At 60.6% G+C, this 14,634-nt stretch carries 11 protein-coding genes and 2 pseudogenes; 3 read left to right on the forward strand and 10 right to left on the reverse strand.

Features of this window, described 5'->3' with window-relative positions; genetic code table 11:
- Window positions 1-413: 413 nt before the first annotated feature.
- The 4 genes and pseudogenes from IF803_RS39125 to tnpC all read right to left on the reverse strand — a co-directional run.
- A pseudogene (locus IF803_RS39125) lies at window positions 414-599 on the reverse strand (carotenoid biosynthesis protein); the annotation flags it as partial.
- Between the two features lie 339 nt (window positions 600-938).
- Window positions 939-2,474: a S10 family peptidase gene (locus IF803_RS39130; RefSeq protein WP_026192333.1), complete on the reverse strand. Its 1,536-nt coding sequence runs from the start codon at window positions 2,472-2,474 to the stop codon at window positions 939-941.
- Window positions 2,475-2,753: 279 nt separating this feature from the next.
- Window positions 2,754-3,383: a UPF0149 family protein gene (locus tag IF803_RS39135; protein WP_233475738.1), complete on the reverse strand. Its 630-nt coding sequence runs from the start codon at window positions 3,381-3,383 to the stop codon at window positions 2,754-2,756.
- On the reverse strand, window positions 3,380-4,936 hold the full coding sequence (gene tnpC / locus IF803_RS39140) for an IS66 family transposase (protein WP_018269968.1): 1,557 nt from the start codon (window positions 4,934-4,936) through the stop codon (window positions 3,380-3,382). Before tnpC ends, IF803_RS39135 begins: the two co-directional genes overlap by 4 nt.
- Before the next feature lie 503 nt (window positions 4,937-5,439).
- On the opposite strand from tnpC, the gene IF803_RS39145 reads away from it, so the two are divergent.
- Both IF803_RS39145 and IF803_RS39150 read left to right on the forward strand, forming a co-directional pair.
- The gene (locus IF803_RS39145; RefSeq protein WP_063710720.1) at window positions 5,440-7,128 is read left to right on the forward strand and encodes a recombinase family protein; all 1,689 of its coding nucleotides are present in this window, start codon (window positions 5,440-5,442) and stop codon (window positions 7,126-7,128) included.
- Window positions 7,121-7,531, forward strand: a complete 411-nt coding sequence (locus IF803_RS39150) for a hypothetical protein (RefSeq protein ID WP_233475739.1) — start codon at window positions 7,121-7,123, stop codon at window positions 7,529-7,531. Before IF803_RS39145 ends, IF803_RS39150 begins: the two co-directional genes overlap by 8 nt.
- Here IF803_RS39150 and tnpB read toward each other — a convergent pair.
- The 3 genes from tnpB to IF803_RS39165 form a co-directional block, all read right to left on the reverse strand.
- Entirely contained in the window at window positions 7,519-7,824 is a 306-nt protein-coding gene (tnpB, locus tag IF803_RS39155) for an IS66 family insertion sequence element accessory protein TnpB (protein ID WP_050999495.1), read from the reverse strand. The genes IF803_RS39150 and tnpB overlap by 13 nt on opposite strands.
- Complete coding sequence (tnpA, locus tag IF803_RS39160; protein ID WP_026192332.1) at window positions 7,821-8,294, reverse strand: IS66-like element accessory protein TnpA; 474 nt, start codon at window positions 8,292-8,294, stop codon at window positions 7,821-7,823. Before tnpA ends, tnpB begins: the two co-directional genes overlap by 4 nt.
- Window positions 8,295-8,697: 403 nt before the next feature.
- Window positions 8,698-10,362: an ABC transporter ATP-binding protein gene (locus IF803_RS39165; protein WP_018269964.1), complete on the reverse strand. Its 1,665-nt coding sequence runs from the start codon at window positions 10,360-10,362 to the stop codon at window positions 8,698-8,700.
- Between the two features lie 542 nt (window positions 10,363-10,904).
- Between IF803_RS39165 and IF803_RS39170 the strand changes: the two genes are divergently transcribed.
- Window positions 10,905-11,522, forward strand: a complete 618-nt coding sequence (locus IF803_RS39170; RefSeq protein ID WP_016846311.1) for a hypothetical protein — start codon at window positions 10,905-10,907, stop codon at window positions 11,520-11,522.
- Window positions 11,523-11,701: 179 nt separating this feature from the next.
- Here the strand turns inward: IF803_RS39170 and IF803_RS39175 are convergent, their stop codons facing one another.
- The 3 genes and pseudogenes from IF803_RS39175 to IF803_RS39185 all read right to left on the reverse strand — a co-directional run bounded on the left by IF803_RS39175 (window position 11,702) and on the right by IF803_RS39185 (window position 14,305).
- The gene (locus tag IF803_RS39175; protein ID WP_026192331.1) at window positions 11,702-12,274 is read right to left on the reverse strand and encodes a TetR/AcrR family transcriptional regulator; all 573 of its coding nucleotides are present in this window, start codon (window positions 12,272-12,274) and stop codon (window positions 11,702-11,704) included.
- A gap of 20 nt (window positions 12,275-12,294) precedes the next feature.
- A complete protein-coding gene (locus tag IF803_RS39180; RefSeq protein WP_016842784.1) occupies window positions 12,295-12,786 on the reverse strand; it encodes a DUF302 domain-containing protein in 492 nt (163 codons plus the stop codon).
- A 66-nt stretch (window positions 12,787-12,852) separates the two neighbouring features.
- A pseudogene (locus IF803_RS39185) lies at window positions 12,853-14,305 on the reverse strand (amidase family protein).
- Window positions 14,306-14,634: the final 329 nt, after the last annotated feature.

Genomic DNA, 14,634 nt, shown 5'->3' on the forward strand with positions numbered 1-14,634 from the left:
GAAGCGTTGAAGCCAGCTTGCACCGCATCCGACAAGCCAATAGGGCCGCCGCCTGAACTGGGCCATTTCGCATTGCTCGCACAGCAGCCGCATTTTCTTCAAGGAAGGCATTTGCCGAGAATATCGATCTGGGTGTCTTCCAAAAACCTGCAGGGACAGAAGTGCGCCTCATGTCCAATCCTGCTTGGAACAAGCTCGCAGGCCGTGTCCGCCCGAGTCCCGGCCCCGGGGGGATCCCGTTAGCCATCCCGTCGCTTGACGGCGCCAAAACAAAACCCCGGGCCCGAACTTTTCCGCGAGCGCGATGGTCAATTTGTCCAATTGGCTCACGACGAACCCAGCGACGACTGGCCAGAGCGATCAGTTGAAAGGCCGATCGAGCTGACGATCGGCGCCATCAAGTAGGATCGGCGTCACTGTCCACGAAAAATAGCCAGCCCGAACCAGAACGGTCCGATGATGAGTGGAACGAGGCCGATATGGGGGAAATCCGCGCCCAGCTCGAAATGATAGCTGCCGAAGGGAAAGCCCGTAGCGATGCCAAGGCTTTCCATCGTGAGCGCAATCGAGCTGCACGATGCAAACAGGATTGAGGCTCGGCGCGGACCATAGGCAAGAGCGGCGGATCAGCGCGCAGGCGATGAAGATCGCCGCGAACGCTTGCGCGAGCGGATTTGCATTCCAGGAAAAACCGATTGCGGCTGCGAGAATGCTGGCGATAGAAGCCCAAAGTGCAATCTCCTGTCCAGAGCCTGTTGTCCGAAATACCGTCTCGTCTCGTTGTGTTTGCCCCATCGTAAGTGACGGCGCACACGACGAATCGTAGCCGGCGTCTCGCGCCTCGAAGCGGGCGCTAGGACTTCTTCTGCACTCGCTGAGAGAATGTGACTGCGCGCGCCGGAACACGAGCTTGCTTGTGATCAAGTTCGTCGCCGGCACTACTTCATCATCGCTTCGACCTCTGTACGAAACGCTTGACGCGAACTGTCCCGCGAATAGAACATGTGGCCGCCGGGAAAAACGACAAGTTTGACGCGCGGAGCCGAGGCAAATGGCGGCAATTGATCGAGCAGGATTTGTGATTCGAAATACGGCGTGACGAGGTCAAACAGGCCGTGCCCGACCAGCAATTTCATGCTCCGATCCGTTGCCAGGATTTGGCGTAGCTCCGAGAGCGACTCGGGTGGGGTGCGGCCGAAGTCCCAAGATTGGACGACGGTGCCGTTCAATAGCTCATAGGAGCCGTCGGGCCGCCAGTTAAGCTTGCGCGTCAGGAGATCGACAGTGGCGCTGGTCAGAGGCGCCAGTAGTGTATCGCTCGAGGGATCCCCGGAAAGGTGAAGATCCGACTCCGGATATGGATCTATGCCATGCACCGAGGCGTCATAATTGCCGATGAGCTTGCCGTTCTTACGATCGAATTCACGGCGGAATTCGGCTAGGTCGAGGCGGCCCGCGAGCCGGCGACTCACCGCTTGGTCGATGCCGGTCAGCGCCGCAGCCTTATCGGCCAGACGCATGGTTGCTTCCTTGTCCGCCTGGCCCTTGATGAGGTCGACCAGATACTCCCCGCGTGCATAAGCTTCCACGTCGGCGAGATCGGCTCGCTTTACCGGACCTTCTGCTTCACGCAGGGTAGCGACATAGCTCGGCAGTCTTGCGACGTACTGCAGCAGGCTCGTGTGGGCAAACTGGCTGGAGTCGAATCTTGGCGAGACCATGATCAGCCCCTTGACACCTATGCCCTGCCGCATCTGCAACTGGTGCACAACCTTTGGCCCGCGAATGCCCCCATAGCTTTCACCTACGATGTATTTCGGCGACAACAGCCGGTCATGCTTTTCGAGCCAACGGCGGACCACCAGCGCGAGCGAGTTGACGTCGCCCTCAACGGAGAAGAACCGCTTGCGCGCGTCATCGCTGGTCCCCACGAAACGGCTGTAGCCGGTGCCGACCGGGTCGAGAAACACCAGATCGGTGAAATCGAGCCACGTTTCCGCGTTTGGCCTCGCCTCCGGAAATGTCGATGGCGTGACCTCGTCAGCATTGATCGGCAGCCGCCACGGTCCCGCATTGCCGAGCTGCAGCCAGGCCGATGATGAGCCCGGTCCGCCGTTGAAAAAGAATGTTACCGGGCGCATGCCGCGATCGGTGCCGTCGAGCTGATAGGAGGTATAGACGATGTCAGCCTGCGGCTCGCCCTTGTCGTCGAACAACCGGATGGAGCCGGCGGTCGCGACGAAGGCAAGCGTCCGTCCAGGGAGCTCAAGCGTGTGTCCGGTGCTGGAGTCCGGCGGCAGGCGATGCGGCTCAGCAGCAGACGGCATACTCGTTTGGCCAGCGCCACTCTTTTGGCCGGACCGCATCGTGACCTGGGCGGGCCGCTGTGGATCGTCGGCTTGCGCGCTCCCAATTACCCCGCAGGCAAACAGGATCAGTGCAAGAGAAGTACGGTACAGTGCGATCAGCTGCATCGGGTTTTCCTGGTCCGGCGCGCACCTTGGTACGCGAGACATGCCGTCAAAACGGCCTTACCAGTAGCTCATGCCGGGCAACTACAAACCCACTAGATCCAGTAGGGACGACCACCGTGCCGCGAACTGGAATGGGATTTCCTCTTCCGGAAGCTGGGCGGCCTAACAGCATCCGCAGTCCATTGAAGTCGATCTCTTTCCACTTGTACTAATCCCTCATTTTCCCCTCTTGAGCGGCTTTTCAAACGTAACCGGCATGAACTCCCACGTCTGCAGTGATCAGCGCGCGCGAGCGTAGCGGGTCGGCATCCAGTACTGGCGCATGGCCTCGACGACGTCCGGAATGTCGGTATGGGCGTTGCGCAGGAATTCCTCGGTCTCGCGGCCTTTCCTTGGTGGTCCAAGCAGTGGACGCCCCTGATCGTCGACGCAATGCAGCAGGATGGGCAGGAGCAAGCCGTGGTTTATGTTGCGGATGTCGAGCAGCGGGGTCCATGCCGATAGTCTCAGCCGCATGGCGGCATGGAATCCCTGGCACCACGGCCGCGCATCAACGTCGCCATTCGGCTTGCGGGCATGGGTGGGCGCGAACCGATGTGGCGCGGTGGAAAGAACGTTACTAATGTCGTTGTGGCGCAGCGCGACGGCCGAAATCGCAGCGAACTCAGGCGTGCCGCCATGGTTGAACGCATCGGCGTCGATGGCGAGTAACGGACAGATCCAGTCGGGCGGACTTATCGACACCGGCCCGGCCACGATCGCGGCGACATAGCCGTCGAGCATAGGAAGACTCGTGGCGATGGGATGCTGCGCGGCGCGAGCCTGCAGCCAAGGCTCAAGTTCGTCGAGCGGCATCGCGGCTGCCGCCATCGATGATGAAGATGATGATGAATGGCGGCGCCGGCTCATGCAGCCTCCCGTGCGCTGAGCTCGCGGGCCTTCCAGTTCCAGGCGAGAAGTTCGCGCAACTGGTGGCTCTTGGTCTGGCCGGAGATGATGCGCTCCAGCACATCGGCCAGATAGACCTGCGGATCGAGTTCATGGAGCTTTGCCGTATTGACCAGCGATGCGAGGATTGCCCAGCTCTCAGCACCGCTCTCGCTGCCGCTGAATAATGAGTTCCGCCTTCCCATCGCAATCGGGCGCATTGAACGCTCGACAGTGTTGCTGTCGACCTCAACGCGGCCGTCGCGGAGAAACAGCGTCAGCCCATCCCAGTGATTGAGCGTATAGTTGATAGCCTCCGCCAGCTTCGACTGGGAGAACAGCTGGTCGAGCATCGAGCTCAGTCGCGCCTTCAGCACCTCCATCAGCGGTGCGGCCCTGGTGCGGCGGGCGGCAAGCCGCTGTTCGGCGCTCGAGCCGCGGATCTCGGCCTCGATGGCGTAGACCGCTTGCAGGCGCTCGATCACTTCGTGAGCGAACGGCGACTGCATCGTCTTGTACACTTCGACGAATTTGCGTCGGGCATGGGCGAGACAAAAAGCGAGCTGGATCGCGCCGCCATGACCGCGGGCAAGCGCTTTGTAGGCGGCATAGCCATCCACCTGCAGAATGCCGGAGAAGCCGGTCAATTGCCCGGCGATCTCCTCGGTGCCGCGGCCATCGGCAAACACATAGGCGACCGCCGGCGGCGATGGGCCGCCCCATGGGCGATCATCCATCGCATGCGCCCAGAACTGGCAGATACGAGTGCGATGTCGTCCGGGATCGAGCACCGGCATCGGCGTCTCGTCGCAGAACAGCCGCGGCGAAGCCTGGATCGTCCGCAGCTGAAGCTCATAAAGGCTCTTGAGCCACCATGCCGCACGCTTCACCCAGCCGGCGAGCGTTGCGCGGTCGAGATGAATGCCCTGGCCAGCCAGGATCTGCACTTGGCGGTACAGCGGCAGATACCAGGCGAACTTCGAGACCACCACGTGAGCCACGAGTGCCGTCGATGCCATTCCGCCTTCAACCAAACGCGGCAGCACCTTCGCCTGGACCACGCCGTCGGTGCAACCGCGGCAGGCGTATTTGGGACGAACCGTGCGTAGTACCCGCAGGATCGCCGGGATCACGTCCAGCACCTCGCTCACATCCTCGCCGATCCTGTGCAGAGCGCCCTGACAGCACGGGCACGCTGTCGTGTCCGGCTCGAGCACCTGCTCGCAGCGCGGCAAATGCTTGGGCAACGCACCGATGTTGCGCCTCGCCTTCTTGCGCGGCTTCCCAGCCGGCTTCGTCGCAGGTAGATCGTCGTTGGCTGACGCAGGTGGTGTGACGCCGGTCGCGAGATCGTCCAGTTCGAGCGCGAGCTGCTCGGCCACGATCGCCACCAGCCGCTCCGAGCGCTTGCCGAAGATCATCTCCTTCAGCGTCTGCATCGCCACACGCAGCTTCTCGTTCTCGGCGTCAAGCGCGAGCACCATCTCGGTCAGAGCCGCTGCGTCGGTCGGAAGAGCTTCGGGGCGAATCGCCATGATCGAACGATATATCCGCGCATCACAGGCTCCAGCAAAATCTTCGCCTCTCAGCCGACAACGGCCGGCTGCTTCACAGGCTTGGGTGAGACACGCGTCCACTCCAGCCCGTCGAGCGAGGGCACATCGAAATATCCCCTCTGGGGAGTCTGACGAAACACCTGCCATCGAAGTTACAGTGTGCGAACCGACGCATCCGCTGTTCGGCCGCACGTTCCGCGTCATTCGCCGCTCGGTTCATCGTGGCGGGGGCTTCCCGCTTTCGTACGAGGTCGAATATCGAGACGGTGCCAGCCTTTTGATTCCGGTCGTGGCGACCGAACCACAGATGTCGATGGAGAATCGAACGAAGCTGAGGTCGAGGCACTACACGATCTGATCTCTCTGGTTGAGCAGCTCGAACACGATGCCGATCGATCCGAAAGACCTTTGGGCCACGCTGTCAACGGCACTGCAGCGCCAAATCGTCAACGAGGTCGCCGCAGTGCTGGCGGAGGCAAGTCATGAAATCCGAGCTGGTCAAGCCGATACACCTGGCGCGACGCGCGGTCGTGTACATCCGGCAGTCGACGACCCACCAGGTTGTGACCAACCAAGAGAGCCTACGATTGCAATACGCGCTTCGCCAACGCGCCATCGAGCTCGGCTGGCACGAAGCTGGCATCGACGTCATCGACGCTGATCTTGGCATCAGTGGGGCGTCGGCGGCTCAGCGCAGCGGCTTCAAGGAGTTGGTCGGACGTGTTGGTCTTAACGAGGTTGGTCTGATCCTGTCGATCGACGTGACGCGTCTCGCCCGCAACTGCTCGGATTGGTATCCGCTGCTCGATATCTGCGGGCTGCACGGCTGCCTCATCGCCGACCGTGATGGCGTCTATGACCCTGGCAGCGCCAATGGCCGACTGCTGCTCGGCCTAAAGGGGACGATATCGGAGCTCGAGCTCCATACGATACGTAGTCGATTGACGGCTGGTCTTCTTGCCAAGGCGGAGCGCGGTGAGCTTGCGCTCACCTTACCGATCGGCCTTGTCCGCGATCCCTCTGGCGTCGTCGTCAAGGACCCGAACCTGGAGGTGCAGGAACGGCTCGAGCTGCTGTTCGAGACCTTCCTGAAACTGCGCACCGTTGCCAAGGTCATGCGTGAGTTCAACCACCGTGGTCTGGAGCTGCCGCGCCGCAATCGCCACGGGGATCTGCATTGGGCGCGGGCGACGACATCCGCGGTCGCGGCGATTCTGAAGAATCCTGCCTATGCGGGCGCCTTCGTTTACGGACGGACACGACTGCGCAAACCGTCGGACGGAAGATTACCGACGAAGGTGCCGAAGCCGATCGAGCAGTGGCGGATCATCGTCAAGGACCGCTATCCTCCCTATATTGCTTGGCAAAGCTACGAGAAGATCAGGGGCATCGTCATCGACAACCGAGCAGAATACATGCGCAACAAGACCAGGGGGGCTCCACGTGAGGGCGAACTACTGCTGCAAGGCATCGCAAGGTGCGGAAGATGCGGTCACAAGATGTACGCGCGCTACAAGAGACGCGCCGAGTACGTCTGCAATCACCTGCGTTCACATCAGGGGTTGCCGACGTGCCAATACATCCGTGCTCCCCGCGTCGACGCCGCCGTGGCGCAAGCCTTCCTTACAGCGCTGGCGCCGGCCGAGATCGACGCGTTGTCGTGCGCTCGTCGCGCTCAGCAACAGACGTACAAAGCAATACGAAGCAATGCCGAGCAGCAGCTCGAGCGGCGACGCTACGAAGCAGCACTCGCCGAACGTCAGTTCAACCGCGTCGATCCCGACAACCGGCTCGTCGCCGCCGAGCTCGAGCGCCGTTGGGAGGCGGCTCTGAAGGATGCTCGAGCGGCAGAGGAGGCCCTGGCCCGTTTGAAGTCTCCCCAGGCTATCGCTCAGATCACCGTCGGCAACAAGGCGCTGAACGACAAAGTCGTCCGCCTCTCCGGCCGTCTGCCTGAGATCTGGACGGCCCCGAGCACGACCGACGGGAAACGCAAGGCGCTGCTGCGCTGTCTCATTGACAAGGTGATCCTCGACCGCGGCGAGCACGACGCCGTCAGGATGAGGATCGTCTTGGCGCGGCGGAGCCGTCACCGACATCGAGGTAAAGATGCGCGTCAACTCAGTAGCGGATCTCGCCCAAGGCGCGGAGATGCGAGAACGCGTGCTTGAGCTCGCCCGCGCCAAGATGCACGACGACGAGATCGCTGCCATATTGACGAGCGAAGGACAACGGTCACCAAGTTGCCCCGACAAGGTGCTGCCTATCACCGTCCAGCGCATTCGCTTGCACGCCGGCCTCAAGGGGCTTACCGAGCAACGTACACGATGGCGCCATTCAACCGACTTGCTCAGCGCACAGCAACTTGCCGGCGTATTGAACATTCCCGTGAATTGGCTCTACGTTCAGATCAGGCAAGGGCGCCTTTTGATCGATCGTCATCCTTCCGGCGCACATCTGTTCTCCAACACGTCGCGCGTGATTGAGGCTGTTCGAAAACTACGCAATCATGAGCTCAATCATCTCGATCTCAGAATCACTGAGCCTCACGAGGAGGGGCATCAACATGCGTAATCGAGCAGCATCGCGAGCTGCGTCGCACTGAGATGCACCACGCCATCGCGGATCGGCGGCCAGGTGAAGCGCCCCTGGTGCAGCCACTTCGTCACCAGCACCATGCCGCTGCCGTCCCACGCCAGAAGCTTCACTCGGTCCACGCGCTTGCTGCGGAACACAAAGACGTCGCCGCAATACGGGTTCGCACGCAGCGCTTCGCTAACCAGCGCCGACAGCGTGTGCACCGACTTGCGAAAGTCGACCGGCTGTGCCGCCAGCACCACCTTGAGGTCAGACCGTAATGCAATCAACGGATGCCCCGAAGCGCCGATAGCACTGTCGAAAGCGTCGCCAGCTCCACTCCGGGCTCGACCCGGATGCGTGCCCCGCCCACCTCGATCTCAATCATCCCGCCAAGCTTGCCTGGGGGCGATGCCATCTGCGGCAGCACCTTATGCGCGGACGCGAACCGGTCCGGTTCGTCTGCCGTCGCCGGACCGCTCTCGGAAGCGATCCGGACCGGCACGAAGCCTGGCGCCTGAAAGCTCGCTGCCGTCGCGAACTTGCGCCGCCACACCGTCAGCAGCCCACGGACAACGCCATGGCGCCGAGCGACCTCGGAAATATTGGCCCCTTCCTCGAAGCTCTCCGCCACGATCTGGGCCTTCTCTTCCGCCGTCCAGTGCCGTCGCCGACGCTGCCCCGTGATCACCTCGATCCGACGATAGGAGCCGCCTTCCTGCCTGGCATCAAGCATGGCTTCATGCATGGCATCTGCCATAGCCCACCTCCAAAAAAACAGGTCATACCAGGCTGTATCGCAGCTCATTCGCGCGATGCCCAGGTGGGGGGCTCATGCCGATTACTTTCAAACGAGCGTGGGGTAATATTGGGTCAGATGCATCACTCGGCTGACTCAGATCGAATTGAGCTCGACTGGACCGGCTGTTCGGCTGTTGCCTATTCCAGGCCGGGTGTCGCGGCGTTTGAATCGCAGGTCGGCTGACATGAGCCTTGGCAGGGAATTCCCGAGACGACGTGACGGCTCGAACGTCCCGTTCTGTCCAGCTTTGGCCACCAGATTCGCTGGCCGGGTTGGCAATGGCTTGGTTCGTCTCACTTGCAGACATTCCGCAACCGGCATTCTTAGACCGGCAGACGCGCGGGCTGAGCATCCGCCTTGCCTATGTCTGACAAGCGCAGGGGGTCAGATCGACCACGACGTCGGTTGTAGAGATGACGCCTCTGCGATGCGTAATCGCCAGCACGGTCACATCTTCCGCTAGGCTGCGAATATGGTCCATGATGTCCCGCTCGGTTCGCTCGTCAAGGGCGGAGCTGGCCTCGTCGAGAAGAAGGATCGCCGGCTCGCCATAGAGCGCACGGGCAATAGCAATACGCTGGCGCTCCCCGCCTGAAAGCTTCAAACCGCGTTCTCCAACGGTTGTTTCAAATCCTTCCGGCTGCGCCTCGATGAACGGGAGAATAGCGGCTTTTTCCGACGCGGTGCGAAGGCGTCCCTCATCGCGGGGCCGACCTAGCAGAATGTTGTCGGCCAGCGACACATTGAGCAACGTCACGTCCTGCGGCACGACAGCAACTGCAGCATACCAATCCGTGCGATCGATACCCGTTATATCGGTTCCATCGACCAGAATACGGCCGCAGTCCGGCTCGATTGATTTCAGGACGAGCCTAAAGATTGTCGACTTCCCCGATCCCGTTTCGCCGACCAAAAAAGTAATCCCGCCGCGTCCAGCCAAAAACGAGACGTTCGTAACGCCACGACCGTTTTCGTAGGCATAACCAACGTCCTCGAAAGATAGTTGGCCGGCGGAGGGCGTGAAATCATGAGTATGGGACGTTCGCCGCTCTTCTGGTGCGCCCCACAGTCTGGTGAGAGGAATGAGGTCGGCGCGCGACCTCGATGCGTCCGAGATCGCGCGCGCGACCATCTCGAAGGGCATACTGAGTTGGAGTATAAGCGTGTTGAACAGCACAATGTCGCCGATCGTGACCATGCCAGCCTGGTAGTCGGGAACCAGAAGGAGAAGAGTGACGGCAAATTGTAACGCGACGGCTAAGCCGAGCACGGCGATGTAGGGCAGTCGTTGAAGCACGTAGGCTCGACAGTTATCCCGCACCTCCCGCGCTTTCACCGTAAAGCGCTGGCTCATCCAGGCATGACTGCCAAAATGGCGCAACGTGTCCATGGCATTCATGACGTTGCCGACGAAACGCGCATTCTCTTGTCCGGCGTCGACGGCCCGGTCCAGAAATACGCGCGCCCGACGCGTCGAACTCCAGGTCAATGTAATCGCGGCAGCCCCATAGGCGACGACGATTGCGGCGATCTGAATATTGACGAGCGCACCTAGAGTAGCGATCGTAAGCAAAAGCTGCGTTGCAGCAGGGAAGAAGATCGTAGTTCCAAGCTGGACCATCGTGATCAACGCGCTGCGGCCGCGCGCGGCCGCACTCTGTATTTCCACGGGATTGTGCTCAAGGAAAAAGGCTGCGGTTTTTCTCAGGATTCGATCGAAAAAGCGAGTTGCAGCGATGAAGCCTAGGTTTTCTGCTGTCATAAAGGAAAGATACTGCAGCATACGCTGAAATGCGGAAGCAATGCCAAGCAGGACCGCATAGCCAGCGAGTCCCCAGGCGAGCACCGACGCGCCTTCACTGCGCGGCAGACGATCAATCAGAGACGAAAATACATAGGGGGCTACGACGCTGCTCGCGCTTGAGATCAGCACCACCGTGGCAACGACGAGAAGCAGGCACCGATCGGACCGCCAGTACGCATGCAAGATTTCGGAAATCGGCGACAACGCTGTGTACTTTGACATATCTGCGACACATCGAGGGAACGGCGCGCTTTGCTTTGCGCAGAGAGCGGCATGGCCTTGTCGCACGGTCTAGATTTCAAACGAACTCGCGTAAAGATGCTCGATGGCTGGCTCACCGAAATTTGCTATCGCTAACCGCCAGTGGACTTCAAATGAGCTCTGTCCAGCGCTGTCATGCAACCCCGCCAGTCTTGGTAGGTTGTCGCCCGGCGTCTCACATGAAATACGTCGTGTTGTGGCCGACAACTGACGCGCCACACTACCCGGCTTCTTACTGAAGCATAGGATGCCGAGACGACAAGAACCCGCTCCGTAAGGAACACGACATGAAGTGTGCAACTGCAGACACACGCAAACGGCCCGCGTCCGATGCAACTGAACTTCCTCTACCGGTTCTGCCGCCCCCTACTATTTAAGACACCAAAGGAACCTCTACCTAACGATAGTGCCACGGAGGGCTGGCTTTAAGATTGATTGCATCATTCTTCACGCTCTGTTGCCGCCCCTCACGCGAGGGGCGGCTCGAGTTTGTATCAAGAACAATGCTCAAGGCTACTCTGAGAATAGGTGATCTGAAAACCTTCGATCCTGCCGTCAGAGACTGCTCAATAGCAATTGGTGAAAGCTACATCCGGCCATTCCAGCATAAGAGCCTTGAGAGCTTGTTGCTAAAGAACTCCGACCAATGGTTCTTCGTCATACGGGAGCGTCAACGAGTAGCAGACGAGTTCGGCACCAACCCCATCGCCACAGCTAACGCTTCTGCGGATCAGCTTCGTCAGAGCTACCAACAATGCATGCACTGGCCGCTCGATTTTGTCGTGATCGAGGCCGCCCGCCGAGGTCCGCGCCTGCAGGTACGAGCTGGCCATATCGGCAGCCTGCCGATCTACTTCCACGTGGAGGAACGCACCCGTACGGTTACACTATCCTGGGATTTCGTCGATTTTTTGGGTACATCGCGAGCGATTGATGCAGAGATCATAGCTCATCACCTGTCGATGAGAACGTTTTACTCTGCGCGGCAGCCCTGCGCGGGGATTAACTTACCGACTGCCGGCGCAACCTTGTACGTCGACAGGTCGGAAACTTCTTTTGAGTACGGCTCATTAGATCCGTTCACTAGGCCGTGTACCTATAAAACTTGGCGGCTCATGTGACTGGTGACTACGTCCGCTTTGCTCCAATAGCGACCAAGTTCGTGCGGCAGCACAATATGTCGCGATGGCCAGAAGGAGACATTGCCGGCGGTCAGACTAGTGGGCGTCCGGAGTGTTGGCTCGTTCCGGCTGTGTGACAAATCTTCCCGCACCGCTCCATTGTTCCTAACTTAGCAAGATCAAACTCTCGCCAACTGGAGCGCGGCCTCAACGCCGCCTTCCAGGATCTGCTCTGCCTGGATGGTGTCGGGGACGGCCCGCGCGAACTGGAGAGTGCCCACCATGAGACCGAAGATGGCGGTCGCACGGCGGCGGCTCGCTGCAGAGTCGGCACCCGGAAGTAGTGCAGCCAGCGACGAAACGTAGCTTCGCAGCGCTTTCTCGTAGTCCTGCCGAGTGGACAGGGGCTGGCGTGCGATTTCCGGGAGCAACGCCGCCGAAGGGCACCCGTCCGCCGGGTCTTCGAGGTGAGCGCGGTTGAGGTATCTCCGGATCGCCCCCTCGAGGGACAGGCCCGGCCGCTGTTCCTCATCGAGGCGATGTTGTTGGTCGCTAAGCGCGCTCGCCAGCGCCTCGCGAACGAGTGCGTTTTTGGACCCGAAGTGCGGAGAGAATGCGCCCTTAGTCAGACCGGCCTCGCCCATGATCCCGGCGATCCCGGCGGCGGAGATACCGTCTTGGCGTATGCACTTCGAGGCTACATCGATGATGTGTCGTCGCGTCGCGGCCTTGTGTCCTTTCTCGAAACGCATCTCCACTCCTTCGATATCCGTTAAGCTGCGGCCGCTTCCAATAGGGCCTGGAGGTCGCGATCACGTTGCTGGGCAACTGCATTCACATGTTCGCTGCCAAACTGACTGAACAGGGATGCCGGCCGATCATATCCACACGCGACACCGCCATCTTCATCCTCGCGCAGAAGGACGCGGATGGGTGCGTACAGCCCCGCCGACAATCGATGGCGGGTCATCTTGGACGCGGTGAGCGGATTTCCGATATCAAACTGGATGGATCGTCGTGTCAGCTGAGCAACAGCTAGGAGCGCGCCGTGGTCACCCTGCCCGAAAATGGTGAGCGGCGAAGATGCCTCCAACTCTCGAAGGGCGCGCTCACTTTCGCCGTATCGCAGGAGAGTGAATATCCCGTCATCGATGCGCCGCGCCAAGGTCGCGAGCTTGGCTCGAACGTCCTCGAAGGGCTGTGTTGAGCGGATGGTAACGTACTCGACCGGAATGGCACGCGTTGAGTGCAGTGCATTGGACATCTGGTGATCCTCTAATCTTTTGTCGCTGTCTGCAGGCCCCCTTCGCGACGCGAAGCAACCACGACACTAGGTTGAACCGGACTTGGCACCCAAGATGCCTTCGATACCGCGGGCAAGGTTTAGAAGCCGCTGATCACTTCCTAGAGGGCCATCCAGTTCGAGCCCGATCGGCAACCCCGCGCGAGACAGGCCGACAGGAAGGCTGATACCGGGCAGTCCCACGCTGCTTGCCGACACCGTGTGGTTCGCCAGAGCGAGGTAGCTGACGTCCTGCCCCGCGATGTGGACGGTCGCCTGCTCCCCGATCGAAGGCGCCGTGCAGGGCGTGGTCGGTTGCAGAATGACCCACGCCCCATGAGCGACGAACGCCGTGTTGAGGCGACGCTGGATTTCCGGCCGGCTCACGTTGAGCGCCATCTGATAGGCCTCTGCCGAGGTAGCACCTGCACCACCTGGCAATACGATGTGCTCCCACGCCTGCCGAAGCTGAGGCTTAAGGCTTTCGTAAATGGCCTCAAACGCGGTCGGAATCGCGTGGCGCCGAAGAAACTCCGAAATCGCGCCCATCGTCTCATGAGCGAAGATGCCCCATGTTGCCGTTTGGACGAGGGAATTGAAGTCGCGGCCAAGGTCCATTTCCACGACCTCGGCGCCGGCGTCCTGCAGTTGCCGCACCACCGCACGGAATCGGGACTCGACTTCGGGGTCAACCAGATCCAGGAACTGTCGCGGGGCGAAGGCGAGCCGGGCTCCCTTTAAGCCGTAGTCGCCGTCGGAGGACTCCGCAGCCTGTTCGCCAGTCACGACGTGGTCAACCAGAATGCAGTCCTCAACGCTTCGGGCAAACACGCCCGTCGTGTCGAGTGTATGGGAGATCGGAGCAACGCCGTTGCGCGGCCAACGCCCGGTGGTTGGCTTGAAGCCCACGACTCCACAGAACGATGCGGGTACCCGGATGGACCCAACGGTGTCACCGCCCAAGGACGCGGGAACCAGTCCAGCAGCCACGGATGGCGGAGCCGCTTGAGGAGCCGCCTGACATGTGATCCCGCGCGTGCGGATTCTTCACCTGACCATAACGTGCGTTGTGACCGGTCAAGCCGTAAGACATCTCGACAAGGTTGTTCTTGCCGAAAATCAACGCGCCCGCCTTCTTAATTGCCCGGACAGCGTCGGCATCTTCGCGCGGCACAAAATGAGCCAGACCTTCGATTCCCAGACTGGTGGGTAGCCCTTTCGTCAAATAACTGTCCTTCACCCCAAGCGGCATGCCAAGGAGCGGGGCCGCCGATCCGGCCGCACGCAACTTGTCTGCGGCCCTCGCGGCCGCCAGCACCTCCGCCTCATCGATGGTGATGAAGGCGTTCAGTTCGGCAAGCGCTCGGGCGCGCTGTAAAAGAGCCGCCGTGTAGGCCTCGGAGGTGATGTCGCCGTTGCGAACCGCTGCTGCAGCGGTTGCGAGCCCAAACGAGCTGACATCTGCGGTTTGTCGCGATGAGGCAGTTGTCTTGTCGTCCACGAAATCCTCGCCAGGAGCTGTTTGGCGGCACCCGGCCGCCACCTAACGGTGGTCCAGCTCAATGCCATTACGGTCATAATATTAAATTACAATCGTAATTCAATCGGGGTGGCGACCTGCTGGGGACACATGCGCGTGAAGTGCCGATGGACGGTTGCGAGCAATGATTGGTTCAGCGACTTCTGCAATGGGTCATTTTCGACGGTTTCTGCGGAGATAGTCGGCTGGCTGACGTCCGCTTCCCCGTAAGCGTGCCGCGCGGCGAACAGGATGGAAGTGGAGCGTCGACCATGATGAGAGGGCTACGCCGGGCTCGTGACGCAGGGAGG

Source organism: Bradyrhizobium sp. UFLA06-06, from assembly GCF_054820065.1.